General features: G+C 71.2%; 18 protein-coding genes. 6 read left to right on the forward strand and 12 right to left on the reverse strand.

Translation table 11 applies throughout. The features are described 5' to 3' along the window. Nucleotides 1-9: 9 nt before the first annotated feature. The 3 genes from ABZU25_RS03160 to ABZU25_RS03170 all read right to left on the reverse strand — a co-directional run bounded on the left by ABZU25_RS03160 (nt 10) and on the right by ABZU25_RS03170 (nt 6,140). On the reverse strand, nt 10-3,288 hold the full coding sequence (locus ABZU25_RS03160) for a lamin tail domain-containing protein (protein WP_355027660.1): 3,279 nt from the start codon (nt 3,286-3,288) through the stop codon (nt 10-12). Between the two features lie 92 nt (nt 3,289-3,380). Continuing rightward, entirely contained in the window at nt 3,381-4,397 is a 1,017-nt protein-coding gene (locus tag ABZU25_RS03165; RefSeq protein WP_355027749.1) for a GNAT family N-acetyltransferase, read from the reverse strand. Between the two features lie 72 nt (nt 4,398-4,469). Beyond that, nucleotides 4,470-6,140, reverse strand: a complete 1,671-nt coding sequence (locus ABZU25_RS03170; protein WP_355027661.1) for a lytic murein transglycosylase — start codon at nt 6,138-6,140, stop codon at nt 4,470-4,472. 54 nt (nt 6,141-6,194) lie between these two features. On the opposite strand from ABZU25_RS03170, the gene ABZU25_RS03175 reads away from it, so the two are divergent. Together ABZU25_RS03175 and ABZU25_RS03180 are read left to right on the forward strand one after the other, a co-directional pair. Next, nucleotides 6,195-6,410, forward strand: coding sequence for a zinc ribbon domain-containing protein (locus tag ABZU25_RS03175; protein WP_355027662.1), 216 nt, complete (start codon nt 6,195-6,197; stop codon nt 6,408-6,410). Between the two features lie 152 nt (nt 6,411-6,562). Continuing rightward, the gene (locus ABZU25_RS03180) at nt 6,563-9,403 is read left to right on the forward strand and encodes an adenylate/guanylate cyclase domain-containing protein (RefSeq protein ID WP_355027663.1); all 2,841 of its coding nucleotides are present in this window, start codon (nt 6,563-6,565) and stop codon (nt 9,401-9,403) included. 170 nt (nt 9,404-9,573) lie between these two features. Here the strand turns inward: ABZU25_RS03180 and ABZU25_RS03185 are convergent, their stop codons facing one another. Beyond that, nucleotides 9,574-11,238, reverse strand: coding sequence for a family 10 glycosylhydrolase (locus ABZU25_RS03185; RefSeq protein ID WP_355027664.1), 1,665 nt, complete (start codon nt 11,236-11,238; stop codon nt 9,574-9,576). A 198-nt stretch (nt 11,239-11,436) separates the two neighbouring features. Between ABZU25_RS03185 and ABZU25_RS03190 the strand changes: the two genes are divergently transcribed. After that, nucleotides 11,437-12,933: an amino acid permease gene (locus tag ABZU25_RS03190; RefSeq protein WP_355027665.1), complete on the forward strand. Its 1,497-nt coding sequence runs from the start codon at nt 11,437-11,439 to the stop codon at nt 12,931-12,933. Nucleotides 12,934-12,974: 41 nt separating this feature from the next. Here the strand turns inward: ABZU25_RS03190 and ABZU25_RS03195 are convergent, their stop codons facing one another. The 5 genes from ABZU25_RS03195 to ABZU25_RS03215 are packed head-to-tail and all read right to left on the reverse strand — an operon-like array spanning nt 12,975 to nt 18,745. After that, nucleotides 12,975-14,003 (reverse strand): glycoside hydrolase family 43 protein, encoded by a 1,029-nt coding sequence (locus tag ABZU25_RS03195; protein ID WP_355027666.1) that lies wholly within the window; start codon nt 14,001-14,003, stop codon nt 12,975-12,977. Then, the gene (locus ABZU25_RS03200; protein ID WP_355027667.1) at nt 14,000-14,857 is read right to left on the reverse strand and encodes a carbohydrate ABC transporter permease; all 858 of its coding nucleotides are present in this window, start codon (nt 14,855-14,857) and stop codon (nt 14,000-14,002) included. Before ABZU25_RS03200 ends, ABZU25_RS03195 begins: the two co-directional genes overlap by 4 nt. Before the next feature lie 10 nt (nt 14,858-14,867). After that, nucleotides 14,868-15,833 carry a sugar ABC transporter permease gene (locus ABZU25_RS03205; protein WP_355027668.1) on the reverse strand — a complete coding sequence of 322 codons (966 nt, stop codon included), beginning with the start codon at nt 15,831-15,833 and terminating at the stop codon, nt 14,868-14,870. 6 nt (nt 15,834-15,839) lie between these two features. Then, entirely contained in the window at nt 15,840-17,171 is a 1,332-nt protein-coding gene (locus ABZU25_RS03210; protein ID WP_355027669.1) for an ABC transporter substrate-binding protein, read from the reverse strand. Nucleotides 17,172-17,230: 59 nt separating this feature from the next. Continuing rightward, nucleotides 17,231-18,745, reverse strand: coding sequence for an alpha-N-arabinofuranosidase (locus ABZU25_RS03215; protein ID WP_355027670.1), 1,515 nt, complete (start codon nt 18,743-18,745; stop codon nt 17,231-17,233). Between the two features lie 148 nt (nt 18,746-18,893). On the opposite strand from ABZU25_RS03215, the gene ABZU25_RS03220 reads away from it, so the two are divergent. Next, on the forward strand, nt 18,894-19,901 hold the full coding sequence (locus ABZU25_RS03220) for a LacI family DNA-binding transcriptional regulator (RefSeq protein WP_355027671.1): 1,008 nt from the start codon (nt 18,894-18,896) through the stop codon (nt 19,899-19,901). Nucleotides 19,902-19,918: 17 nt separating this feature from the next. On the opposite strand, the gene ABZU25_RS03225 is transcribed toward ABZU25_RS03220, so the two are convergent. The 3 genes from ABZU25_RS03225 to ABZU25_RS03235 all read right to left on the reverse strand — a co-directional run bounded on the left by ABZU25_RS03225 (nt 19,919) and on the right by ABZU25_RS03235 (nt 22,842). Further along, a complete protein-coding gene (locus ABZU25_RS03225) occupies nt 19,919-20,644 on the reverse strand; it encodes a methyltransferase domain-containing protein (protein WP_355027672.1) in 726 nt (241 codons plus the stop codon). 213 nt (nt 20,645-20,857) lie between these two features. Next, nucleotides 20,858-21,166 carry a hypothetical protein gene (locus ABZU25_RS03230; RefSeq protein ID WP_355027673.1) on the reverse strand — a complete coding sequence of 103 codons (309 nt, stop codon included), beginning with the start codon at nt 21,164-21,166 and terminating at the stop codon, nt 20,858-20,860. 38 nt (nt 21,167-21,204) lie between these two features. Next, complete coding sequence (locus ABZU25_RS03235) at nt 21,205-22,842, reverse strand: ABC-F family ATP-binding cassette domain-containing protein (protein WP_355027674.1); 1,638 nt, start codon at nt 22,840-22,842, stop codon at nt 21,205-21,207. 62 nt (nt 22,843-22,904) lie between these two features. Here ABZU25_RS03235 and ABZU25_RS03240 point away from each other — a divergent pair, with 62 nt between their 5' ends. Beyond that, nucleotides 22,905-23,675, forward strand: coding sequence for an ROK family protein (locus ABZU25_RS03240; protein WP_355027675.1), 771 nt, complete (start codon nt 22,905-22,907; stop codon nt 23,673-23,675). An 89-nt stretch (nt 23,676-23,764) separates the two neighbouring features. After that, nucleotides 23,765-24,133: a tetratricopeptide repeat protein gene (locus tag ABZU25_RS03245; RefSeq protein ID WP_355027676.1), complete on the forward strand. Its 369-nt coding sequence runs from the start codon at nt 23,765-23,767 to the stop codon at nt 24,131-24,133. The last annotated feature ends 21 nt before the right edge of the window (nt 24,134-24,154 follow it).

Consider the following 24,154-nt stretch of genomic DNA (forward strand, 5'->3'; position numbering starts at 1 on the left):
CACGCGACGTCAGTCGTCGTTGGTGATCGTGCCGATCGCGAGCGGGTCAGCCAGCCGCAGGTTGGGCACGCCGGCCACCAGCAGCGTCAGCTTCTCGTCCGCTTCCCGCCTACGGTCACCGCGTACCTTCACCGGGAACGCCACCGACGTCTGCCCGGCGGCCAACACCTTGCAACCGGCGTACGGGTCGAAGTCCGAGCCAGCCTGCGCCGTGAGGCCGACGGTGGTGGCGCAGAGCAGCACCGGCTGGGACAGCGGCCGGGACACGGTCGCGGTGAAGGTGAGCTGCCGGGTGCCCTGGTTGCCCTCGGCCACCGCCGTGTCGGCAACGGTCAGCGACGCACGGGACCGGAACCGGGCCACCTGCGGGTCGTGGTCGCTGGAACCCCGCGACCCGTCGCCGGTGAACTCCGCCGGCCAGTCGGCGTTGATGTGCGCCGCCCGCACCTGCACCAGATCGCCGTAGAGCGCGTCGTTGACGAACAGGTGGTCGAGTGTCTGCGCCTGCCCCTCGAAGCTGTACGAGTACGCCGACGCCGGCACCTCCGCGACCAGGTTGTCCCACAGGTTGTGCAGGCCCGCCTCGTACAGCGGCGCGAGCTGGTCCGATGGCGTGGGCTGCTCGCCGGTGGCGATGGGATCGTCCGGGCGGGGGAAGACGTTCAGGTCCCCGCCGTAGACCACCCGGGCGCTCTGGTCGGCCGCCTCGATCGCGGTGACGATCGCCGCGCCGTAGCGTGCCTGCTCCCGCCGCTGCCCGACCCGACTGTCGGGACCGGAGGAGTAGTGGTTGCTGAGCGCGTACAGGGTGAACCGCTCGGTCGAACCGGGCGACGCGGCCACGCTGAACCTGCCCAGTTGGGGAGCGCGGGTGAAGACGTTGGTCCCGTCCCGACCGGTCGAGGTGTCCACATCGGGAGGCAGCACCGCGTTGAGGGCCTTCGGGTTCTGCACGTCCGCGTTCGTCGGCAGGCCGGCAGCACGGTACTGGACCGACGGTGTCGAGCCCAGCAGCGGGTCGTCGGCCGTCGCGGCCGTCAGCGACAACCGGTCGGTGCGGAACAGGAAGGCGGCGGTGATCCCGCGGGCGTCCGCGCCGGTCCGGTCATAGGCAGCGGTGTACGCCGGCCCACCGGCCGCGGCCACCCTGAGCGCCAACTCCTGGATGCTGTCCGGAGCGCCGTCCGCGTTGTTGGTGTCGCCGCAGCTCAGCGCAGCACCGGAGACCGTGCAGATGTCCTGGTCCTCGGCTTCCTGCACCAGGATCAGGTCCGGTGCGTGCAGATCCTTGACGATCTGGTCGGCGAGTGCGCCCAACTGCTGCTGGTAGTCCGCCTCGCTGCTCGGCACGTAGTCGAACGGCGGGTCGACACCCGGGCAACCGGCGTTACCGGTGAAGTCACAGCCGTCGAACGGGTCGTCGCGGTAGTCGTACAGGTTCTCCACGTTGTAGGTGGCGACGGCCACCTCCTGCGACCGGTCGGCCGGCTTCGGCGGGTTGTTCTTCGACGGGTCGGCCCCGGCAGCGAACTCCGCCTGCTCGACCTGGACGCCGTACTTCTCGAACGAGTAGTAGACCCCGCCCACCGCGTCCGCGCCCAGCGTGTCGAAGGTGTGCGCCGGCGGGAGCAGCGCGGCGCTGTCCCCGGCGGTGGCCTTCACGCCCATGCTGCCGAGCAGCGTCCGCTGACCGTTGCCGTCGTCGAAGCGGCGGGTCGGGTCGTTGTCCAGTGGGTGCGAGTCCCGGAAGACCCGCCGGGCGTACGGGTCGGCGCGGTCCAGCAGCGGGTCGTCCCGGTCGACCACCCACAGCTCGGCGTCGGCGGTGGAGGAGAAGACGTCCCGTCCGCTCACCGCGCCGCTGCCCGCGCGTACCCGCATCCGGGCGCCCTCGTGCCGCTCCCAGAAGCGCAGCGCGGCGGTCAGCTCGACCGGCGGCACCGCGTCGGTCACCGCGACCGTCGTGTCCACGTTCAGGCCGGTGGCGATCCGGCGGACCAGCGACGCGCCGGAGAGCTGGGTGAAGGTGTAGTACTCCGACACCCGGGCGCGGAGCACGACCTCGTCGCCGACCGTCGGGACGTAGCCGCCGACCAGCGAGGTGAACGCGCCCATGAACACGAAGACGCCGTCGGAACTGGTCGGGTCGCCGTCGGTGTCGCCGGTACGGCTCTGCAGGAAGAAGCCGTGCTGCTCCGCGCCGGCCGACGTGCGGGCCAGGGTCAACTGGGTGATGACGCCGCGCACGTCGTACAGGGTGCTGCTGGTGCCGTTGCCGCTCGCCGGTGCGAGCGGCGACCGGTCGGCGGGGCCGGACTCGGTGTCGGTGGTCGGGCCCTGCACCTCGCCGACGGTCAGCTCCCGGGTCACCTGCACGGCCAGCGCGCAGGTGGCCGTGCCGGCGTCCGCGTCGGTCGCGGTGAGGGTGACGGTGTACGCCCCGGCGGCGAGGTCGGCGCTCGCGCCGATCGTGGCACGGGCGGTGCCGCCGGTGCCCTCGGCGGGAGTGAACGCGGTGCGGGTGATCGAGCCGGTGGACGGGGTCGGGCTGACCGAGGTCACCGCCAGGTCGACGATCGTGTCATCGGGGTCGGTGGCGGTGACCTCCCGGCTCGCCGCCGTGCCCGCGCTGGTGACCAGCGGGCCGCCGCAGGTCAGCGTGGCCGGTACGTCGACCGGGCCGCCGCCGTCCACGGTGTGCGTGCCGAGGCCGTCGAAGGTGTCCACCGGGAAGCCGGCCCACTGGGCCGCGGGCTCGAACGCGTCCGTCGGGTCGGTGTCGCCGCTGGTCACTGTCGACAGCCGGCGCAGGGTGTTGTCCGCGGTGCTGGTGACGCCCGCACCCCACTCGGTGCCCGGGTCGACGCCCACCTGCCCGATCGAGTCGAGCACGGTGGTGCCCCGGAGCAGCACGACCGCGTCGTCACCGTTGAACAGGCTGGCCCCGGTGGTCTGGTCTGCCTGGGCGAGGATGGCGGACCCGGCCGAGGCGCTGGCGAACACGAACACGTCACCGGCGGACACGCTCCCGGTCAACGCGATCGTGGTGGCCGTGGTCGAGCCGTTGAAGTAGAGCTGGAGCCGGTAGCCGCCGGCGGCGAGGTCGACAGGGGCGTCGGTGCCGTTGAACAGCTCGATCGCCTTGTTGTTCGACGAACCTTCGACGTACTCGGAGATGAACAGGTCGGTGGGCGCGGCGCTGGCCGCGGTGGGTGCGACGCCGAGCGCCGTGATGGTCACGGCGACGGTGGCGGTCGCGAGCGCGGCGATTGAGCGGCGCGGGCGCATAGGGCCTCCACGATGGGTGGATGGGGTCAACGCACGTTAAGGTGCGCGATGGTCCACCGTCCATCCCCTAGTGGACAGTTACGTGAATTCCCTCAGCGTGGCGGATCGAGTCGGTGCACCAGCTCAGCGACGTCGACGCTGTATTCGCACCAGTCGCGGTCGGGCCGGTAGCCCAGCTCCGCGTTGACCTTCAGCATCGCCTCGTTGGCCTGCGCGTTCCAGGTCTGCACCTCGATCAGCTCCGGCTCGGCGGAGCGCAGCTCCAGCAGCATCCGGGCCTTGATGGCCCGGTCGATGCCGTAGCCCCGGTGGTCCTGCGCGACGATCGTGTCGTACTGGTCGGCGCGGGTCGGGTGCTGCGCGGGCACCACCACCTCGGTCAGGCCGGCCACCTCGCCGCTCTGCTCGTGCCGGGCGAGCACGATGTACGGTTTCATGCCCCGCCGGTGCAGGGTGTCGAGGCTGTCGCGCAGCCGCTCCGGCTCGTAGGAGCTGGGGCGTAGCTCACCGTCGTCGACGTCGCGCACCTCGGCCTTCGCCCGCGCGTACGCCTCGATCAGGTCGTCGGGTGGCCCGCCGGGGTAGAACTCCAGGTGGTAGCCCGCCGCGATGCCGGTGGCCATCTGCGTCAGCTCGGCCCAGTCGACCGAGGTCAGGTCGAGCACGCTGCGCGTCTCCACGTACTCCCGGGTGAAGCCGAGCGACTCGTAGAACCCGACCGAGGGCGTGTCGCCGACGACCTCGACCCCGATCGAACGGAAGCCCTCCTGGTAGACCCGGCGGGCGGCACGCAGGACCAGATCACGACCGAGGCCGCCGCGCCGCACGGACGGGTGCACCAGCACCTCAAGTACGCCGATGTCACCGAGGAGCAGCACGTGAACCTGGCCGAGCACCGCGCCCGGATCACCGGGCCCGGCCGGCTCAGCCTGGGCGATCCAGGAGATCCGCCGTTCGCCGGGCATCACCTCGGCGAGGTATTCGCGCAGTGAGGTCTCCCGCCACGGCGGATCCTGCGGCAGATCGGCCGCCAGCACCGCGTTCAGCGTGACCAGCAGCGACGCGATCTCGGCGGACGACGCAGTCCTCGGGTCCCACTCGCGCACCATCACCCGTCTAGCTTGCCGCTAACAGAGGCTCGGGGGAAGTGTCCAGACCTCCAACGTATCGAGACGATCACTTCACGGGCGACTGGCCCGTCCGTACCGGTCGGCGGTGTCGTAGACGCCCTGGGCGTACCGCCGTACATCGTTGTAGGACAGGATCGCGTTCCACCAGTCGCCCGGGATGCTCAGGTTGCGACCACCCTTGCAGAGGTAATTTCCCGCTGCCAGGGCGGCGTCGTCCAGGTCGTGCGGGTCCTTCAGCCCGTCATTGTCGGCGTCCGCGCCGATCTCCTGCCAGGTGGTCGGGATGAACTGCATCGGCCCGATCGCCCGGTCGAGGGTCATATCCCCGTCGAGAACCCCACGGTCGGTGTCGATGATCCGCATCCGGCCGCCGTTGCCGTCCAACGGCAACCCGATGATCTTCGGTAGCGCCTTGCCGTCCTGCCCCAACCGCGCGCCGTTGGCCGAGCCGTGCCCCGATTCGACCTGCCCGATCGCTGCCAGCGTGGTCCAGCTCAGCGCGCAGCTGCGGTTGGTCTGGGCGAGCATCAGCTCGGCATAGCCGTACGCCTGCATGGCGACGGCCGGAACATTAACCTTGGCGCCGACCTGCTGGGCCCAGCCAGCCAGGGCGTCCGACGGTCGCCCTCCGACCCCCGGACCGATGCCGGGGCCGCTGGGCAGGCCGCCGCTGGGCAGTCCGCCGCTGGGCAGTCCGCCGCTCGGCAGTCCACCGCCCGGCAGTCCGCCGCTGGGCAGCGGGCCGGTGGGGACCAGCCCGGTGGGCAGTGGGCCGGTGGGCAGGCGGGGTGGCGCTCCTGGCGGCACGGTGGGCGTGCCGGAGGCGTCGGCCGCGACCGGGCGGGGTGCGCGGATCGTGGCCGGCACGAGCAGGGCGCCCGCCGCTGCGGTCACGGCCACCAGCGCCAGCAGGAAGAGGCCGGGCAGGGTGAGCCGACCACTCGGTCGGCGAGCCCAGGCTCGGGTCGCACGGGCGGCCGAGGCTGCTGCCTGGCGCGGTGGCATCCGTACCGCGTGCGCGAACGGCACCCGCCGTCGCCGGGCGGGGCCGGACGCCGGCACGACGGACAATTCGTCCACACTGGTCTTCGCCGGATCCGCGGCGACCACGGTGACGGTCTTCGCGTCCTCGGCGGGCACGCCGCTCTTCGCGTCGGCGTTCGGCGCGTCGGCGTTCGGCCCGGTGGCAGCCTTCGGCGCGTCCGGATCAGTGGCGCTGCCGGTCGCCTTCGCGCCTCCGGTCTCCGGGTCTCCGGTCTCCGAGCCTCCGAATTTCGGGTCTTCGGCCTTCGGGCCGTCGGTTTTGGGGGGCTCTACCTGCGTGCCGGAGCTGTCGTCGGCGACCGGATCGGGCTTGGCCGGGTCCTTCGTGCCAGCACCGGTCGCGCCCGCGTCCGGTCCGGACCTGCCGGCGTCGGCCGGGCCGGACCCGGCAACGTCGGCCGGGCCGGATTTGGCGGCGCCGGCCGGGCCGGACCCGGCAACGTCGGCCGGGCCAGATTTGGCGGCGTCGGCCGGGCTGGATGTGGTGGGGTCGCTCGGGCTGGAGGCGGCGGCAGGTGTGGCCGGCGCACTCCTGGTCCGGCCGCTCAGCCAGGGCCGGCGGGGGCGGGGCACCGCGCGTACCGGGTCGGGCGCGGCCCCCGAGCCTTCAAGTGGCCCGTCCAGCGGCGCGGCCGGTCGTAACGGTTGCACACGCGTGTCGTCCTCGCCGTCCACCACCCGTCGAGTATCACCCATCCTCCGCCGGACGTCAGATCCACGTACCCTGGGCGCATGCCCCGGTACGAGTTCCGCTGCCGCGCCTGCGGCGACACTTTCGAGGTCAACCGTCCGATGGCGGCGGCCGCCGACCCGGCCGCCTGCCCACAGGGACACGCCGACACTGTCAAGCTGCTCTCCGCGGTCGCGGTCACCGGCCGGGGTGGGGCCGTCGGTGGCGCCCCGGCGTCCGCCGGTGGTGGGTGCTGCGGAGGCGCCTGCGGCTGCTGATCGGACCAATTCACCGCCACCTGGTGGGCTGGCCTTGCCGTGAACGGGTCCGAGTGGCACTTTGAGGCGGCATCTGCCCGACCGTTCTCACGATGCGTTACCGCTCGGACTCAGGCAGCATGAACCCGACGTCACGGGCGGAGGTTCCACGCATGTCGCCACGGATCCAGCTCCCGAGCGGTTGGGTGACCTTCGTGTTCACCGATATCGAGGGCTCGACCCGGCTGGCCCAGCTGCTCGGCCCGGACTACCGCCCGGTGCTCGCCGAGCACCGGCGGCTGCTGCGTCGGACGTTGGCCAGCACGGGTGGCGCGGAGCTGCTGACCGAGGGCGACTCGTTCTTCCTGGCCTTCGAGGACGCGGCGGCGGCGCTGACCGCCTGCCTGACCGCCCAGCGGGCGCTGTCCAACCACGACTGGCCGACTGCCGAAGCCGCACCCCGGGTGCGGATGGGCCTGCACACCGGCTACGCCGAGCCGCGCGACGGCGACTACGCCAGCCCCGAGGTGCACCGGGCCGCCCGGGTGGCCGCCGCGGCGCACGGCGGGCAGGTGCTCTGTTCGGCGTCCACCGCCCGTCGGGCCGAGCCGTTGCCACCCGGTGCGACCCTGCTCGACCTTGGCCTGCATCGGCTGCGCGGCTTCGACGACCGGGAACGACTCTTCCAACTGGTCGCCCCGGGCCTGGAGCGGCAGTTCCCGCGCCCCCGCACCGCCGACGCGGTGGCGCACAATCTGCCGACCCAGGTGACGTCGTTCGTCGGCCGGCAGGCCGAGCGCGTCGAGTTGGGCCTGCTGGTGAAGCAGCACCGCCTGATCACGGTGCTGGGCGCGGGCGGGGCGGGCAAGACCCGGCTCGCTGTGGAGTTGGCCAGCGGGATGGTCGAGGCGTACCCGGACGGGGTGTGGTTCGTCGACATCGCCGCGGTGACCGACCCGGGGTTGGTGGCGTTCGCGATCGCCGCGGTGCTCGGCCTGCGACCCGAGCCGGGCCGGCCGATGCTGGACACCCTGGTCGAGTACGCCGCCGGCCGTCGCATGCTTGTCGTCCTGGACACCTGTGACACCCAGCCGGCCGCCTGTGCGGAGGTGATCGCGCGGTTGTTGTCCGGCGGGGGTGGCGTGCGGGTGCTGGCGACCAGCCGTGAGTCGTTCAGCCTGCCGGGTGAGGTGGTGTGGCGGATCCCGCCGCTCTCGGTCGACCCGCTGGCGGACGGTGCGGAGAGCGACGCGGTGGCGCTCCTGCTGGACCGTACGGCGGCGGCGCGTGGCGGCCGGCGGCCGGACCAGGCCGAGTCGGCCGATCTCCGCAGGGTGGTGCAGCGGCTGGACGGGTTGCCGCTCGCCATCGAGCTGGCCGCCGCCCGGCTGCGGGTGCTCTCCGTGGGCCAGCTCGCGGAGCGCCTGGACGATGTGCTCGGCACCTTGGACGCCGGTCGGGAGGACCCGGACCCGCCGCCGGTGGAGCGCGGTTGGTCCGGCAACCAGCAGGACACCGTGGACCTGGTCGCCGCGGCGTCCGGGGCGTCGCCGCCCACCGCGGCGAGCAGGGCGGTACAGCGGACGGCCACGGAACGGCACCTGACGATGCAGGCCACCGTCACCTGGTCGTACCGGACGTTGGGGCCTCGGGCTGCCCGCCTGCTGCGCTGGCTGTCGGTCTTCGCCGGGCCGGTGGATCTGGAGACGGTGGAGTGGCTGCTGGGTGACGACCCGCTGGATCCACTCTCGGTACTTGTGGACAAATCGATGGTGTTGGCCGAGCCGCGAGCCAGCGGCAGCACCTACCGGATGCTCGACCCGATCCGGGCGTACGCGGCACGGCGGCTGGCCGAGGCGGGTGAGGAGCAGACCGCCCGAAACCGGCATGTGGCCTGGTCGGCGCATGCGGTGGACCGGGCACACCTGGGTCAGGACGGCCGTCCGGTGACGCTGTCGCTGTATGCCCTCGACCCGTTGGCCGGGGAGGTACGCGCCGCGTTGCGGTGGTGCGCCACCGGCGGCAGCGCCCGTGCCGGTCTCGGTCTCGCTGGCGGCCTGGACCAGTGGTGGCTTGAGCGGGGCCTGGCCCGGGAGGGGCGGCTGTGGCTGTTTCGGTTGTACGGGCGGATCGCCGAGACGGGTGAGCGGATCCCGGAGGCGGAGCTGGCGGCGGTCTATCACATGCATTCGCTGCACGCCGGCGCGGACGGTGAGTTCGCCGAGGAGCTGCGCTACTCCCAGCGGGCGGAGGCCGCGGCCCGGCAGGCCGGTGATGCCGGGCTGCTGGCCCGAGTGCTCGCCGGGAGGGCCGCGCCGCTTGTGGACATGGGGCAGTTCGTCGAGGCCGAGCGGGTGTGCCGGGAGGTCATCGACTGGGCGCACGGGCAGGACGTGGTCGGCGAAGCGCTGCTGGCGGTGTTCAGCCTGGCTGAGCTGCTCTGGCGGCGAGGCGCCCTGGAGGAGGCAGCGGACCTGCTGGGAGCGGTCCGTCCGGTGGAGGCGGCCCGTCCGGTGGAGCGCGGCCGGCGGTCGGTGGACATGCTGCTCGGGATGGTCGCGCTGGCCCGGGGCGACGTGATCGCCGCTCATGAGCACCTGCTGGTGGCGCTGCGTTCGCGGATGGGCCATGGCTACCACGGTCGGGCGTGTGACACGTTGAACGCGGTCGCGGTGCGCTGCGCGATCGGCGGGGACCGGTTGACCGCGGCTCGCCTGTTCGGAGCGGCGCAGGCCACCCGGGCGAGCATGCGCGCGACCCCGGGCATCTACGGCGGCTACTGGGCCGAACAGCAGGCCGAACTGCGCGCGCAGTTGGGCGACGCGGCGTTCGACGACGCGTACGGCGAGGGCGCCGAGTTGGGGTTGGACGAGGCCGCGGCGCTGGCACTGGACGTGGAGCATCCGGACCTGGCCGCGGATTCGACCCGTTTCAGCACCGGACTGTCCCAGCCCACCCCCCGCCGCCCCGCCGACCCCGACCGCCACCCGGCAACCCGAACCGAGCGCGCCTGACCCCGAGGGGCAGGCCGCACCGCCAAGATCCGCGCAACTTCTCTGTTCTTGCTGCCTGCCGGCGAACCGAAGCAGCAGCATCTCTGAAGTTGCGCGGATCTTGCGGGGTGGGGTGCGCGGATCTTGCGGGGTGGGGGTGGGGCGGGATGGGGGTGGGGGGTGGGAGCGGGTCAGCGCAGGACGAAGGCGGGCGGGCTGGTGGGGCTCTCGTTGGCGGATCGGTCCAGGGCGGTGAGCTGGTAGGTGTAGCGCTGGCCGGGTATGGCCGAGGTGTCCAGCCAGGACTGCGACCTGCCGGGTACCGCCCGGACGGTGTCGACCAGGTGCGCGGCGTCGGCCGTAGCGCACCGGCCGGGCAGCGTGGTGCCGTCGAACCGGTAGATCGCGTACGAGGTGGCGGTGCCGAGTGGCCCGACGCCGTCGGCCGGCTGACGCCAGGTGAGCCGAACCCCGTCGCCCTCCCGGGCCGCCCTGGTGACCACCGGGAAGAGCAGTGGCTTGGCCGGCAGGTGCGGCATGGCCGGCACGAGAGCCGGGCGGGAGTAGTGCTCGGCGGCGTAGCTGTCGGTGGCGCCGAGCCGGTTGGCCCGCACCTGGACGGCTGAGAAGTGCACGTTGCCCTGCACCTCCGGGTACGACCGGTTGAGCGTCAGGTGGTCGGACAGCTCACGCGGGTTCTGCCAGTACGGCCCGTACGCCGGATCGCCGCTCTTGTAGTCGGCCTGACCGATGTAGAGCTGCACGTGGGTGCCGCGCACCGTCTCGGCCCACCACGGCACGAGTCGCGCGTAGTCCGCGGCCGGGTACTGGCCGATGTACCAGTAGAGCTGCGGCACCACGTAGTCGATCCACTCCTGCTTGATCCACTTGCGGGTGTCGGCGGAGATGATGTCGTACGACTGGCTGCCGGTGGTGTCCGAGCCGAGCGGGTCGGCGGCCTTGTTGCGCCAGATGCCGAACGGGCTGACGCCGAACCTCACCCACGGCTTCGCCGCCTTGATCTTGCCGTTCATCTCCTGGATCAGCAGGTTGATGTTGTCCCGCCGCCAGTCGGCCCGGTCGGTGAAGCCCCGGTTGTACGCGGCGAAGGTGGCATCGTCGGGCACCTGCCAGGTGCCGCTGGGGTAGGGGTAGAAGTAGTCGTCGAAGTGCACGCCGTCGATGTCGTACCGCTTGACCGCGTCCATCATCGCGGTCTGCACGAACTCGCGGACCTCCGGGATGCCGGGGTTGTAGTAGAGCCGGCTGCCGGCCACGCCGGCCGGCGGGTAGGCGAAGGTCCAGTCCGGGTGTTGCCGGGCCGGGTGGTCGGGGGCCAGCTGGGTCGGGTCGGCGCCGGCGCCGCCGGGGGCCGGCATGGAGACGCGGTACGGGTTGAACCAGGCGTGGAACTCCAGGTTGCGCTTGTGCGACTCGTCGACGAGGAAGGCCAGCGGGTCCCAGCCGGGGTCCTGGCCTCGGACGCCGGTCAGGTACTCCGACCAGGGCTCGTACGGCGAGGGCCAGAGCGCGTCGGCGGTGGGCCGGACCTGCACCACGACGGCGTTGTGGTGCAGCCGTTCGGCGAGGTCGAGCAGTTCCCGATACTCGGCCTGCTGGGTGGCGACCCGGTCCGGGCTGGTCTGGGACGCCTTGCTGGGCCAGTCGATGTTGACGACCGATGAGATCCACATGGCCCGGAACTGACGTTTCGGCGTGGCCGGGTCGGTGGTGCAGGTGGCGGTGGTGGTGGCGGTGCCGGCCGCGCTGGGCGCGGCGTTCGCGGGGGTCGTGGTGACGAGGGTGCCGAGCAGGGCTGCGACCAGCCCGGCGGCACCGAGTCGTGTGGCCTTCATGCGGTGTGTCCCTTCGGTGGGGCTCCCGGTGTGCGGGGAGGGTCGGCAAGATTCGCCGCTGCCTATCTGTCCCTGGAAGGAAATTTTCATACTCGGGCCATTACCGCAAGGGTTCGTGGTTGACCATTCCCTCCGCTGGGTAGCAACCCCGATCGCCGGCCGTCACGGTGGTGGTCGTGCGGTGGGAGGGGTGAGCGCATGTCCGTGCTGCGAACCAAACCAATCAAGGACGTCATAGCCCAGGGCGACGCCGACGGCAGCGACGGCAGACTCGGGCTGAAGAGACGGCTCGGCGCGGTCGACCTCACCGGCTTCGGCATCGGCATCGTGATCGGCACCGGCATCTTCACGCTCACCGGCATCGAAGCCCGGGACAGCGCCGGACCGGGCGTGGTGATCTCCTTCGCCATCGCCGGCGTGGTCGCCCTGCTCGCCGCGCTCTGCTACGCCGAGCTGGCCTCCAGCGTGCCGACGGCCGGCAGCGCCTACACCTACGCGTACGCCACGATGGGCGAGATCGTCGCCTGGATCATCGGCTGGGACCTGCTGCTGGAGTTCGCGCTCGGCGCTGCAGTGGTGGCCCGCGGCTGGTCCGGCTACCTCGCGGAGCTGCTCGACCTGCCGACCCGGTGGTTCGGCGAGGAGGGCAGCACGGTCAACCTCGGTGCCATCGCCGTCGTGCTGATCCTCGGCATCGTGGCGATCGTCGGCATCCGGGAATCCTCCCGGATCACCAACCTGCTGGTGCTGGTCAAGGTGGCGATCTGCGTGTTCGTGGTGGTGGCCGGTCTGTTCTTCGTCAAGGCCACCAACCTCAGCCCGTTCATCCCGCCGGCCGAGCCCGCGGGCGGCGGCGACGACGGCATCAAGCAACCGGTGACGCAGGCGCTCTTCGGGCTCGAACCGTCCGTCTTCGGCTTCGTCGGGGTGCTCAGCGCCGCCGCCGTGGTGTTCTTCGCGTACACCGGCTTCGAGGCCGTCGCCAACCTGGGCGAGGAGACGAAGAAGCCCAAGCGGGACCTGACCCTGGGTCTGCTCGGCACGCTGCTGATCTCCACAGTGCTCTACATCGGCGTCTCGCTGGTGCTGGTCGGGATGGTGCCGTACACCGAGATCGACCGGGGTGCCCCGATCGCGTCGGCCTTCGAGGCGGTCGGCGCGGGCTGGGCGGCGGTGCTGGTCTCCATCGCCGCCGTCGCCGGCCTGACCAGCGTCATCCTGGTCGACCTGGTGGCGATGGGCCGGATCGGCTTCGCCATCGCCCGGGACGGGCTGATCCCGCCGTCGATCGCGGCGGTGCATCCGCGCTGGGGCACCCCGTACCGGATCTCGGCGATCATGACCGTGGCGGTCGCGCTGCTGGCCGGCTTCCTGCCGCTGTCCGCGTTGGCCGACCTGGTCAGCATCGGCGCGCTCTGCGCGTTCGTGCTGGTGTCGATCGCGGTGCCGATCCTGCGTCGCAAGCGCCCGGACCTGGAACGGCCGTTCCGGGTGCCGTTCTCCCCGGTGCTGCCGATCGTCTCGGCGCTGGCCTGCTTCTACCTGATGCTCAACCTGTCGGTGGAGACCTGGCTGCGGTTCCTGGCCTGGATGCTGCTCGGCGGGATCATCTACTTCGGCTACGGCTACCGCCGCAACCGGCTGGCCCAGCACGAACCGGCGGTCGCCCCGACCCCCCGCGAACCGACCGCCTGACCGAGCTGCGGAGGGGCCGAGCGCCCCTCCGCACGATCAGTTCAGGGGCGGGGCTGCGCCGTGGCGGTCGGGCCCTTGACCACGGGCTTGCCGTCGACCCAGGTCACCTCGTCGAGCCAGACCTGCCGGCCCGGGTCGGTGCTGCCCTCCTGGCCGGGCGGCCAGGCGTGGTACAGCAGCCACGTCCGGCCGTCCTTGACGACCATCGAGGCGTGACCGGGGCCCGAGGCGGCCTCGGTGCTCTTCAGGATCGGGTTCTCGGCGGCCTTCACACACGGGCCGGTCGGGCTCTCGCAGAACGCGTAGCCCTCGGCGTACTCCGCCCTGTCGTAGGCGTTGGCCGCGAAGAAGAGCAGCAGCCGACCGTCCTGACGGTGGAAGAACGGCCCCTCGATCAGGGTGCCCTCCCACGGCTCGGTCTGCTTGAGCAGCTTCGTCGGCTCACCGACCAGGGTCAGGCCGTCGTCGGCGAGGCGCTGCGACCAGAGCCAGGTGTCCACCCCGATGGCGTTGCCGTCGTTCTTCCACAGCAGCCAGAGGCTACCGTCGGTGTCCCGGAACGGGCTGGCGTCGATCGCCCCGCCCAGGTCGGCCTGGCAGATCAGCGGGCCGGCCGCGTCGTCCCGGTACGGCCCCTGCGGGGCGCTGGCCACCGCCCGCCCGACACACTGCCGGCCCGACTCCCGGCCGGCGACCGTGTAGTAGAGCGCGAACCGGTCCGGCGCCAACTGGATGACCTCCGGGGCCCAGGTCTTGCCGGCGTCGGCCCAGTCGGGGAGCGTCGGCAGGGCGTCCCCGGCCTCGGTCCACTCGACCAGGTCCGGCGAGGTGAGCACCGGGACGTTGCGGCCACCGGAGTTGGTGTGGAACAGGTACCAGGTGTCGCCCACCTGGATCGTCTGCGGATCCGGGGCGTCGGTCCTCACGACCGGGTTGGTGAACATGCTGGTGTCGCTCCCGCTGCTCGTGGTGGGGGTGGGTTCGGTGTCGTCCGCGCAGCCCGCAACGAGCAGCGCGGCGGCGAAGACGATCGCCGCCGCGCCACGTCGCCGGGCGGTCGTGCGCGTCATCCCTTCAGACCGCTACGGGAGACGCCCTGGATGATGTGCCGCTGGGCCAGCACGAAGAGGATCAGCACCGGCAGGCTGGCCAGCACCGCACCCGCCATGATCACCGGGTAGTCGGTGACGTACGAGCCCTGGAGCAGGCCCAGGCCCGGCGGCAGGGTGAGCTTCTCCGGGCTGAACAGCACGAAGATCGGCCAGAGGAAGTCGTTCCAGTTGGTGAGGAACGACAGCACGGCCAGGGTGGCCAGCGCCGGCTTGGACAGCGGCAACACCACCTTGTAGAAGATCTGCCACTGGTTGGCGCCGTCCAGCGTGGCGGCCTCCTCCAGCTCGTTCGGCAGGGAGAGGAAGAACTGCCGCAGGAAGAAGACCCCGAACGCGCTGGCCGCGCCGGGCACGATCACCACAGCGAGGGTGTCGATCCAGTTGAGCTGGTCGACGATCAGGAAGTTCGGAATGATCAGCGAGGTCGGCGGGATGAACAGCGTCCCGACGATCAGGGCGAAGGTCACCCCACGCCCCCGGAACTTCAGCCGGGCCAGGGAGTACGCGGCCATCGAGGCGGTCACCAGCACCAGCGCCGAGTGCAGCGTGGCGGCCAGCATGCTGTTGAGGAACCAGCGCAGCACCGGGTTCGCCGAGTTGTTGAGGATCTGCTCGTAGCCGTAACCCGCGAGGGGGTTCGGCAGCCAACTCGGCGGGATCTCCTGAGCGGCCGTGTAGGTCTTCAACGAGGTGATGACCATCCACACCAGCGGAACCAGGAAGACCAGGGTCAGCGCGACCAGGATGGCGTAGAGCCCGACCCGGCGCAGTCCCGATCCGGAGCCGTTGGTGGTCGGCGTGGGCGTCGTCATGGCGATCCCCTCAGTCTTCCCTGTAGCGGAAGAGGCGGAAGTTGGCGATGCTCACGACCGCCAGCAGCAGGGCGAACACGATGCTCATCGCGGCGGCGCGACCGGCGTTGTTGTTCCGCAGGCCCTCCTCGACGATGAACCACACCACAGTGCGGGTCTCGGTGCCGGGCGTCCCCTGGGTGATCAGGAACGACTGGCCGAACATGTTCGCCGAGGCGAGCACGGTCGTCGTGATCACGAAGAGCAGCACCGGACGCAACCCGGGCAGTGTGACGTTGCGGAACCGCTGCCACGCGCTGGCCCCGTCCATCCGGGCCGCCTCGTACAACTCCGGCGAGATGTCCTGTAGCCCGGCCAGGTAGATCACCGCGTTGAAGCCGGAGGTCCACCACACTGTCACCCCGACCAGCGAGATCCACGCCCACGGCATGTTTGTCACCCAGGGCGTGTCCGACGGCAACCCGACCACGCCGAGGATCCGGTTGACCAGACCCAGGTTGGCGTCGAGCAGGAACCGCCAGAGCAGGCCGATCACCGCGACACCCAGCACGTACGGCGCGAAGTAGACCGCCCGGAAGAACGTCCGGCCCGGGAAGGAGCGGTTGAGCAGCAGGGCCAACCCCAGCGGTACGACCACCAGCAGCGGCACCGACAGCACCGTGAAGATCGCGGTGGCCCGGATGCTCTGCCACCAGTCGCCGTACACGGCGGAGTCGCTGGAGAAGAGCTGCTTGTAGTTGTCCAACCCGACGAACGGCCGGTTGGGCAGCTGGAAGTCCCACTGGTGCACGCTCAGCCAGAGGCCGAGGATGATCGGCAGCAGGCCGAAGACCCCGAACAGGACCAGGTAGGGGGCGAGGAACAGGTATGGCGTCGCCCGTCTGGTCCGACCCGCCGAGGCGGCCCGGCGGGCTGCGTTGGCCGCCGGGGGCGGCGCGTCACCGCGCGCCGCCCCGACCTCGATCACGTCCGCCACTGGTTATCAGCTCCCGTACTTCTTGCGGTTGTCCTCGAGCTGCTTGTTGGCCTTGGTCACGCCCTCGTCGAGCGCCTGCTTGGGCGTCTTCTTGCCCAGCGCGGCCACGTTGAACGAGTCGTAGAAGGTCTTGATGACCTCGCCGAGGCCCGGAGTCGCCGGCGGGAACGCCGCGTACTCCAGCTCGGGGGCGAGCGCCGAGATCTCCGGCAGCGCCTTGAACTCGGCGCTCTCCCGGACGTCCTTACGGGCCGGGATCTGGCCGCCCTTGGCCCAGTCCAGCGAGTGCTGGCTCAGCCAGTTGATGAAGACCTTCGCGCCGGAGACCTTGTTGGCGTTGGTGGCCCGCTGCTTCACGATTGTGAAGTTGTGCGAGTTGGCCCAGGCCGCAGGCTTGCTGCCGAGCTGGGGGAGCGGGGCGACACCCCACTGCACCTCTGGGCTCTTCTTCAGATCGTTGATCTGCCAGATGCCGTTGAAGGTGAAGGCGTTCTTACCGCTCTTGAACGCCAGGTACTCGGCGTCCTGACCGACGTTGGCCGGCGAGTGGCCCTGCTTGATCATGTCGACCAGCCAGGTGCACGCCTCGACCGCCGGGTCGGAGTTGAACGTGGCCTTGGCCACCTCGGCGTCGAAGAGGCTGCCACCCCACTGGTTGAGCAGGGAGTAGAACGTCATGCCGCCGGTGAACTGGAACGGGCTGATCCAGAAGCCCTGCACGCCCGACTTCTTGAACTCGGCGAGCGCGGCAGTGAAGTCGTCAGTGGTGGTCGGCGGTTTGTTCGGGTCCAGGCCGGCCTTCTGCATGACGGCCTTGTTGTAGTAGAAGCCCAGCGGGTGCATGTCCAGCGGGATGCCGTACCGCTTGTTGTTGTAGAGCCCGCCCTGCCACACGGTGGGCGCGAAGTCCGCCTCGGAAAGCTCCAGGTTCTTGGCCACGTCGTCCAGCTCGCTGATCACGCCGCGGGCGGCGAAGGTGGCGAGCTGGTCCATGTGCATGACCGCGATGTCCGGGCCGTTGCCGCTGGAGGCCGCGCCGGGGAGCTTGTTGTAGTAGTCCTCCCACTGGTACGTGGCCACCGACACGGCGATGTTCGGGTGCTCGGTGTTGAACTGGTTGACCAGCGCCTTGAAGATGTCCCCGTCGCCACCGGTGAAGCCGTTCCACAGTTTCAGGTCCACCTTGGGGCCGGTGTACTCCTTGCCGCCGTTTCCGGCGGCCGGCCCGGCGGCGTTGTCATCGCCGCCGCCGCAACCCGCGAGGGTCAGCGAGGCCACGGCGCCGAGTCCGAGACCGAGGCCGAGCAGGCGTCGCCGGCTCATATCGTTCTGGATCATGCTTTATCTCTCCTTGAGGGGGACGGTATGAATTGTGCCTGCCCAGCCTGGTGCGACCGCTAGGCGCTGACCGGGCCGAAGCGGAGCACGCTCCAGGACACGGCGGGCAGGAGCACGCTGCACCGGCCGCCGTCGGGGGTGGGGATCGGTAGGTCCCGAGGCGTCACCCGGTCGGGCTCGGCCTCGGTGTTCGTCGCCGACGGGTCAGAGCCGGCAGCGATGCACTCGAACGACAGACCGGACATACCCGGCATGCCGCGCAGGTCGATCTCCAGCGGGAGATCGGTGGAGTCCCGGTTGACCGCGAAGACGGTCAGCTCGCCGGTCTCCTCGTCGTGCACGGCGACGGTGTCGAGCACCGGCACGTCCCCGTACTTCTTCGTGTCGTAGCGCGGCGACACCGGCTCGGTGCGCAGCACGGTGCCCCGCGCGTACCGGGCGGTCAGCGCGAACGGGTGGAAGATGCTCTGCCGCCAGGCCGGACCGCCTTTGCGGGTGCGGATCGGCGCGATCACATTCGCCAGCTGGGCCTGCGCGGCCACCCCGACCCGGTCGGCGTGCCGGAGCAGCGTGATCAGCAGGTCACCGACGACCACCGCGTCGACCGCGGTGAAGTCGTCCTCGATCAGCGCCGGGGCCTCGACCCAGCCACGCCGGTCCAGGTCGGCCCGGAGGCGGGACTCGTACCAGACGTTCCACTCGTCGAAGGAGATCTTCAGCTTGCGCTTGTGCCGCTGTTTGGCCGCCACGTGGTCGGCGGTCGCGACGACCTCGGTGATGAAGTTGTCCATGTCGACGGCGGAGGCCAGGATGCTGGCCTGGTCGCCGTCGGACGGGTCGTAGTAGGTGTGCGCCGAGATGTAGTCGACGTGTTCGTAGGTGTGCTCCAGCACCGTCGCCTCCCACGAGGCGAAGGTGGGCATCCGCCGGTTGGAGCTGCCGCAGGCGATCAGGCTGATCGACGGGTCGATCATCTTCATCGCGCGGGCGGCTTCGGCGGCGACGCGGCCGTACTCGTCGGCGGTCTTGTGGCCGACCTGCCACGGACCGTCCATCTCGTTGCCGAGGCACCACAGTCGCACCCCGTACGGATCCTCGGCGCCGTGCTTGCGCCGCAGGTCGGAGAGGTCCGTGCCACCCGGGTGGTTGGCGTACTCCAGCAGGTCCAGGGCCTCCTGGACCCCGCGGGTGCCGAGGTTGACCGCCATCATCGGCTCGACGCCGGCCTCGGCGGTCCAGGTCATGAACTCGTCCAACCCGAACGCGTTGGTCTCGATCGTCTTCCAGGCCAGGTCGAGCCGGCGCGGCCGGTTGCCGACCGGGCCGACCCCGTCCTCCCAGCGGTAGCCGGAGACGAAGTTGCCGCCCGGGTAGCGGACCACCGAGACGCCCAGCTCGCGGGTCAGGTCCAGCACGTCGCGGCGCAGGCCACGGGAGTCGGCACTGGGGTGACCGGGCTCGTAGATGCCGCCGTAGACGCACCGCCCCATGTGCTCGACGAAGGAGCCGAAGAGGCGTCGGTCGGCCGGGCCGATGGAGAAGGCCGGGTCGACCGTCAGCTGCGCGGTCCGCAAGGGGGTGCCACCTTTCCTTGTGCCGATGCCCGGGTGAGCGCAGTCACTGTTCACCCGGTGTCCACCGTTTCTACAACGTTGTAGGCAACGTTGTAAAGGGGCGCCGACAAGGTAAGGTGCGCTGGGTTACCTCGGGGAGGTTTGCGGAGTGCGACACAGGCTCAAGGACGTGGCCGAACGGGCCGGCGTGTCGGTGAAGACCGTCTCCAACGTCGTCAACGGCTACGTACACGTTCGGCCGGACACCCGTGCCCGCGTCGAGGAGGCGATCGCCGAACTCAACTACCGGCCCAACCTCTCGGCCCGCCACCTGCGCAAAGGCCGCACCGGCGTGATCGCGCTGGCCGTTCCGGAACTGGACATCCCGTACTTCGCCGAGTTGGCCCGCTATGTGGTCACCGCCGCCGCCGCCTACGGCTGGACGGTGCTCATCGACCAGACCGGCGGTCGACGCGAACAGGAACGGGTGGTCGCCTCCGGCATCACCGACCACCTGATCGACGGGCTCATCTTCAGCCCGTTGGCGCTCACCGCCGAGGACCTGGCCGGGCTGGACGGCACCCCCATGGTGCTGCTCGGTGAGCGGGTCGAGCACGGCCCCGCGGATCGCGTGGTGATCGACAACGTGGCCGCCGCCCGGGAGATCACCGAGCACCTGCTTGAACTCGGCCACCGCCGGATCGCGGCCATCGGCTCGCAGCGCACCGACGAGGGTGCCAGCGCCCGGCTACGCCTGGCCGGCTACACCGACGCGCTGCGCGCCGCCGGGCTCGACTACGACGAAACCCTGGTGGCGCCCGCGTCGGCCTGGCATCGCGCGGACGGCGCGGCCGCCATGCGGGGCCTGCTCACCTCCGGCGTACGCCCCGACGCCGTCTTCTGCTTCAACGACACGCTCGCGCTGGGTGCCCTGCGCGCCCTGCACGAGGCCGGCCTGCGCGTGCCCGAGGACGTGGCGGTGGTCGGCTTCGACGACATCGAGGACGGCAGGTTCTCCATCCCCACGCTCAGCACTGTCGCCCCGGACAAGGAGCGGATCGCCCAACTGGCCGTCGAACTCCTGGCCAATCGCCTGGACGGCGACCGCGCCGCCCCGGCAAAAGAACTCTCCGCCCCCTACCGCCTAGAACTCCGCGAATCCACCCAGGCCCGGTAACCCCCGGATCGGGTGGGTCAGTCGAAGAAGCGGGCCAGGTGGGACTGGGGTGCTGGGTCGGCTTCTGGGGGGAGGGGGGTCAGGTCGGCGAAGATCGAGGCGCCGTCGCAGCCCGCGTGCAGCGGGTACCACCGTGGGGCGCCCGGCGGCCGACCCTGGCAGATCCCCTTGAACGTCTGTACGTCCATCAGCCGGACGTGAGTCGGGTCGGCCACCGCGTTCACGTGCCCCCACCAGGGGCTCATCACGTGCAGCACGCCACCCGGACGGAGTACCCGGTGGCACTCGTCCACCAGCGGCAGAAAGTCGATCAGGTGCTCCAGGATGTGCACCGCGAAGAGGACGTCCACCGAATCGTCGGCGAGCGGTAGCGAGCCGGACAGATCCGCGACCGCGTTCACTCCCGGCGCCGGGTAGATGTCCAGCCCCAGGTTGCTCGACCACTGCTTGGTCGGACCACAACCGAGGTCCACCACCACCGGTGCCCTCCCGCCGACGCCGACCCGGCACCAGACGCCGTAGACGCCGGCCAGCCGTCCCACCAGGTCCCGTACCAGCCGCAGCTCGGCGGGCTCGGCGACGTCCCCGCTGAGATGGGCCACCCCCCGGTCGAACCGCACCTCGACCGCCAGGCCCCGCAGCCGGTCGTCGTGCCTCGCCTGGTCCGCCCATGCCTGGGCGAGGGAATCGTCGATCGCCCGCAGCCGGTCGGCCGAGGGTGGAGTCTGTGCCAAAGCGACCATTCGGGCCACCTCCCGCCGCGCGTTACCCGCAACCGCGCCCGTTATGCCCCACTCGTCCACCCTGTTGGCCCGGCCAGGCGCAGCCGTGGGGTGGGCGTGTCGCAGCCTGCCGGACAGGATCGCGTTGAGCGTTATACCTCTGAGTCATAAATATGACTCACAGGTATAACGCTCAACGGGGCATCGGACCCAGGCTCGGCCCGAGCGCCCCGGTCAGCCCGAGAGGGTACGGCGGCTGCCGCGTATCCGCTGGCGGGGTTGCGGGGCGGCGGGCTTCGGCCGCTTCAGGTGATAGCGGTGCAACTCGTGGTGGCCGGGCAGGGACGGGTCCTCGCTCATCGCGACCAACTCCCAGCCCTGGTCACCAGCCCGGTTGAGGTGGGCCAGCGCGGTGTCGCCGTACGGCGTCACGTCGACCATCGAGCCGTCCGGGCCGTACCAGACGAAGACGACCTCCCAGCCGAGGTCGTTTGTCGCCGCCTGGCGGCGGCGGACCAGCAGGGCGTACTCCCACTTGAGCATGGCGTCATTCTCACCCCGCGCTGCTCCGCTGGCGCGGATCAATCCTCGGCGATCCGCCCGCCGTCGACCCGGAGCCGACGGTTCGTCTCGATGGCGGCCAACATCCGTCGGTCGTGCGTGACGAGCAGCAACGTTCCGGGGTAGGTGGCCAGCGCCGACTCAAGCTGCTCGATGGCGGGCAGGTCGAGGTGGTTGGTGGGTTCGTCGAGCACCAGCAGGTTGACCCCGCGGCCCTGGAGCAGCGCCAGCGCCGCCCGGGTCCGCTCACCGGGGGACAGGGTGGCCGCCGGTCGCGGCACGTGCGCCGACCGAAGCCCGAACTTGGCAAGCAGGGTTCGCGCGTCCGCCGGCGACATGTGCGGTACGGCTGCGTGGAACGCGTCGATCAACGGCGCGTCGCCGAGGAACAGCCCTCGTGCCTGGTCGACCTCGCCCACCACCACCCCGGGTCCGAGCGAGGCGGTGCCGGCGTCCAACGGCAGCCGCCCGAGCAGCGCGGCCAGCAGGGTGGACTTGCCCGAGCCGTTCGCCCCGGTCACCGCCACCCGGTCCGCCCAGTCGATCTGGAGGTCGATCGGGCCGAGGGTGAACCCGCCCCGGCGTACCACCGCACCTCGCAGCGTGGCCACGACGGCGCCGGCGCGGGGTGCGGCGGCGATCTCCATCCGCAGCTCCCACTCCTTGCGGGGCTCCTCGACCACGTCGAGCCGTTCGATCAGCCGTTCGGTCTGCTTGGCCTTGGCGGCCTGCTTCTCGCTCGACTCGCTGCGGAACTTGCGGCCGATCTTGTCGTTGTCGGTGGCCTTGCGCCGGGCGTTCTTCACGCCCTTCTCCATCCACCCGCGCTGGGTGCGGGCCCGAGCCTCCAGCCCGGCCTTGGTGTCGGCGTACTCCTCGAAGTCGGCGCGGGCGTGCCGGCGGGCGACCTCGCGCTCCTCCAGGTAGGCCGCGTAGCCGCCGCCGTAGTGGTGCACCTGCTGCTGCGGCAGGTCCAACTCCACCACCCGGGTCACAGTCCGGAGGAGGAACTCCCGGTCGTGGCTGACCAGCACCGTGCCGGCCCGCAGCCCGGTGACGAACTCCTCCAGCCGCTCCAGACCGGCCAGGTCCAGGTCGTTTGTCGGCTCGTCGAGCAGGAACACGTCGTACCGGCTGAGCAGCAACGAGGCCAGCCCGGCGCGGGCCGCCTGGCCGCCGGACAACCCGGTCGTCGGGTGGTCCAGGTCGACCGCGAGCCCCAGGTCCGCGCTCACCTGCTCGGCGCGTTCGTCCAGGTCCGCGCCGCCGAGGGCGAGCCAGCGCTCCAGCGCGTCGGCGTACGCGTCGTCGGCGCCCGCCGCCCCGGCGGTCAGCGCCTCGGTCGCCGCGTCCAACGCCGCCTGCGCGGCGGTCACCCCGGTCCGCCGGGCCAGGAAGTCCCGCACGGTCTCGCCCGGCCGCCGTTCCGGCTCCTGCGGCAGGTGCCCGACGCTCGCCGTGGGCGGGCTGAGTCGCACGCTGCCGGCCTCGACCGGCAACAACCCGGCGAGGGTACGCAGCAGCGTCGACTTGCCAGCCCCGTTCGGCCCGACCAGGCCGACCACGTCACCGGGGGCCACCACTAGGTCCAGCCCGGCGAAGAGTGGGCGGTCGCCGTGTCCGGCGGCCAGGTCCTTCACGATCATTGTGGCGCTCATCAGAACGGGAGCCTATCCGGCTGCCGGCATACGATCCGACGGGAGCGGGCAGACTCAACGGCGTGGTGACCACACTGGCGATCGACTGTGGCGGCGGGGGCATCAAGGCGTCCGTGCTCGACGAGGCGGGGACGATGCGGGCCCGGCCGTTGCGGGTGCCGACCCCGTACCCGTTGCCGCCTGCGCTCTTCGTTCGGACCCTGCTGGATCTGGGCGGGCGCCTGCCGGCGGCGGACCGGGTGACGGTCGGCGTACCCGGGATGATCCGGCACGGGGTGGTGGTGACCACACCGCACTACGTGACCCGCAGCGGCCCGCGCAGCCGGGTCGATCCGGAGCTGCTCGCCGAGTGGTCCGGCTGGGACGCGCGAGGCGCGCTGGCCGACGCGTTCGGGGTGCCGGCGCTGGTGCTCAACGACGCCGAGGTGCACGGCGCCGGGGTGGTCGCCGGCACCGGCTGCGAGCTGGTGCTGACCCTGGGGACGGGGCTGGGCAGCGCGCTCTTCGACGGCGGGGTGCTCGCACCACACCTGGAGCTGTCGCACGCGCCGGTGCGCTGGGGCACCACCTACGACACGTACGTGGGTGAGCCGGAACGGCGGCGGCTCGGCGACGCCTTCTGGTCCCGGCGGATCCGGCAGGTGGTCGACGGGCTCCGCCCGGTGTTCCGCTGGGACCGGCTCTACCTGGGTGGGGGCAACTCCCGACTGATCCGGCCCGAGCAGCTCGCCCGGATGGGCGACGACGTGGTGGTGGTGCCGAACACGGCGGGGATCGTCGGTGGCGTCCGCGCCTGGGAGTTGGCCGCCAGCCGCCGCGACGCGCGAACCTGACCCTGTTTCGACAGCGGGAACAGTCGCCAAACGCGTGGCGTTGTGCCAGCGTCGGGACAGGTGACGGTGCGACCCGAGGAGGTGGGCAGATGGATCTTCTGGCGGACTACCGGCGGGCGACCATGTTCTTCGAAACCGGTGACCCGAGCGGGGCGGCCCGACTGTTGGAGCCGATCGTCAACGCCGAACCCGGCAACGCGGCGGTCCGGCAGTTGCTGGCTCGGGCGTACTTCCAGTCGGCCCAGCTCAACCGGGCCGAGGAGCACCTGCGCGAGCTGGTCGAACGGGACCCGAGCGACCACTACGCGCACCACGTGCTCGGTCGGACGCTGGAGCGGCTGAACCGGCACACCGACGCGCTGCGGCACCTGCGGATCGCCGCAGCCATGTACGCGACGAACGACGACTACCGGATCGCGCTGGAGCGGGTGGAAACCCGCGTGGGTGGCACGCGCTGAGCGTGGACCGGTGACGTGGCA

The organism is Micromonospora sp. NPDC005215 (assembly GCF_040607915.1).
GTDB lineage: Bacteria > Actinomycetota > Actinomycetes > Mycobacteriales > Micromonosporaceae > Micromonospora.

Coding starts and splice junctions, on each gene's coding strand:
- ABZU25_RS03160 (WP_355027660.1), bottom strand. CDS start 3,288: ATGCGCCCGCGCCGCTCAATCGCCGCGCTCGCGACCGCCACCGTCGCC.
- ABZU25_RS03165 (WP_355027749.1), bottom strand. CDS start 4,397: ATGGTGCGCGAGTGGGACCCGAGGACTGCGTCGTCCGCCGAGATCGCG.
- ABZU25_RS03175 (WP_355027662.1), top strand. CDS start 6,195: ATGCCCCGGTACGAGTTCCGCTGCCGCGCCTGCGGCGACACTTTCGAG.
- ABZU25_RS03180 (WP_355027663.1), top strand. CDS start 6,563: ATGTCGCCACGGATCCAGCTCCCGAGCGGTTGGGTGACCTTCGTGTTC.
- ABZU25_RS03185 (WP_355027664.1), bottom strand. CDS start 11,238: ATGAAGGCCACACGACTCGGTGCCGCCGGGCTGGTCGCAGCCCTGCTC.
- ABZU25_RS03190 (WP_355027665.1), top strand. CDS start 11,437: ATGTCCGTGCTGCGAACCAAACCAATCAAGGACGTCATAGCCCAGGGC.
- ABZU25_RS03195 (WP_355027666.1), bottom strand. CDS start 14,003: ATGACGCGCACGACCGCCCGGCGACGTGGCGCGGCGGCGATCGTCTTC.
- ABZU25_RS03200 (WP_355027667.1), bottom strand. CDS start 14,857: ATGACGACGCCCACGCCGACCACCAACGGCTCCGGATCGGGACTGCGC.
- ABZU25_RS03210 (WP_355027669.1), bottom strand. CDS start 17,171: ATGATCCAGAACGATATGAGCCGGCGACGCCTGCTCGGCCTCGGTCTC.
- ABZU25_RS03225 (WP_355027672.1), bottom strand. CDS start 20,644: ATGGTCGCTTTGGCACAGACTCCACCCTCGGCCGACCGGCTGCGGGCG.
- ABZU25_RS03230 (WP_355027673.1), bottom strand. CDS start 21,166: ATGCTCAAGTGGGAGTACGCCCTGCTGGTCCGCCGCCGCCAGGCGGCG.
- ABZU25_RS03235 (WP_355027674.1), bottom strand. CDS start 22,842: ATGAGCGCCACAATGATCGTGAAGGACCTGGCCGCCGGACACGGCGAC.
- ABZU25_RS03245 (WP_355027676.1), top strand. CDS start 23,765: ATGGATCTTCTGGCGGACTACCGGCGGGCGACCATGTTCTTCGAAACC.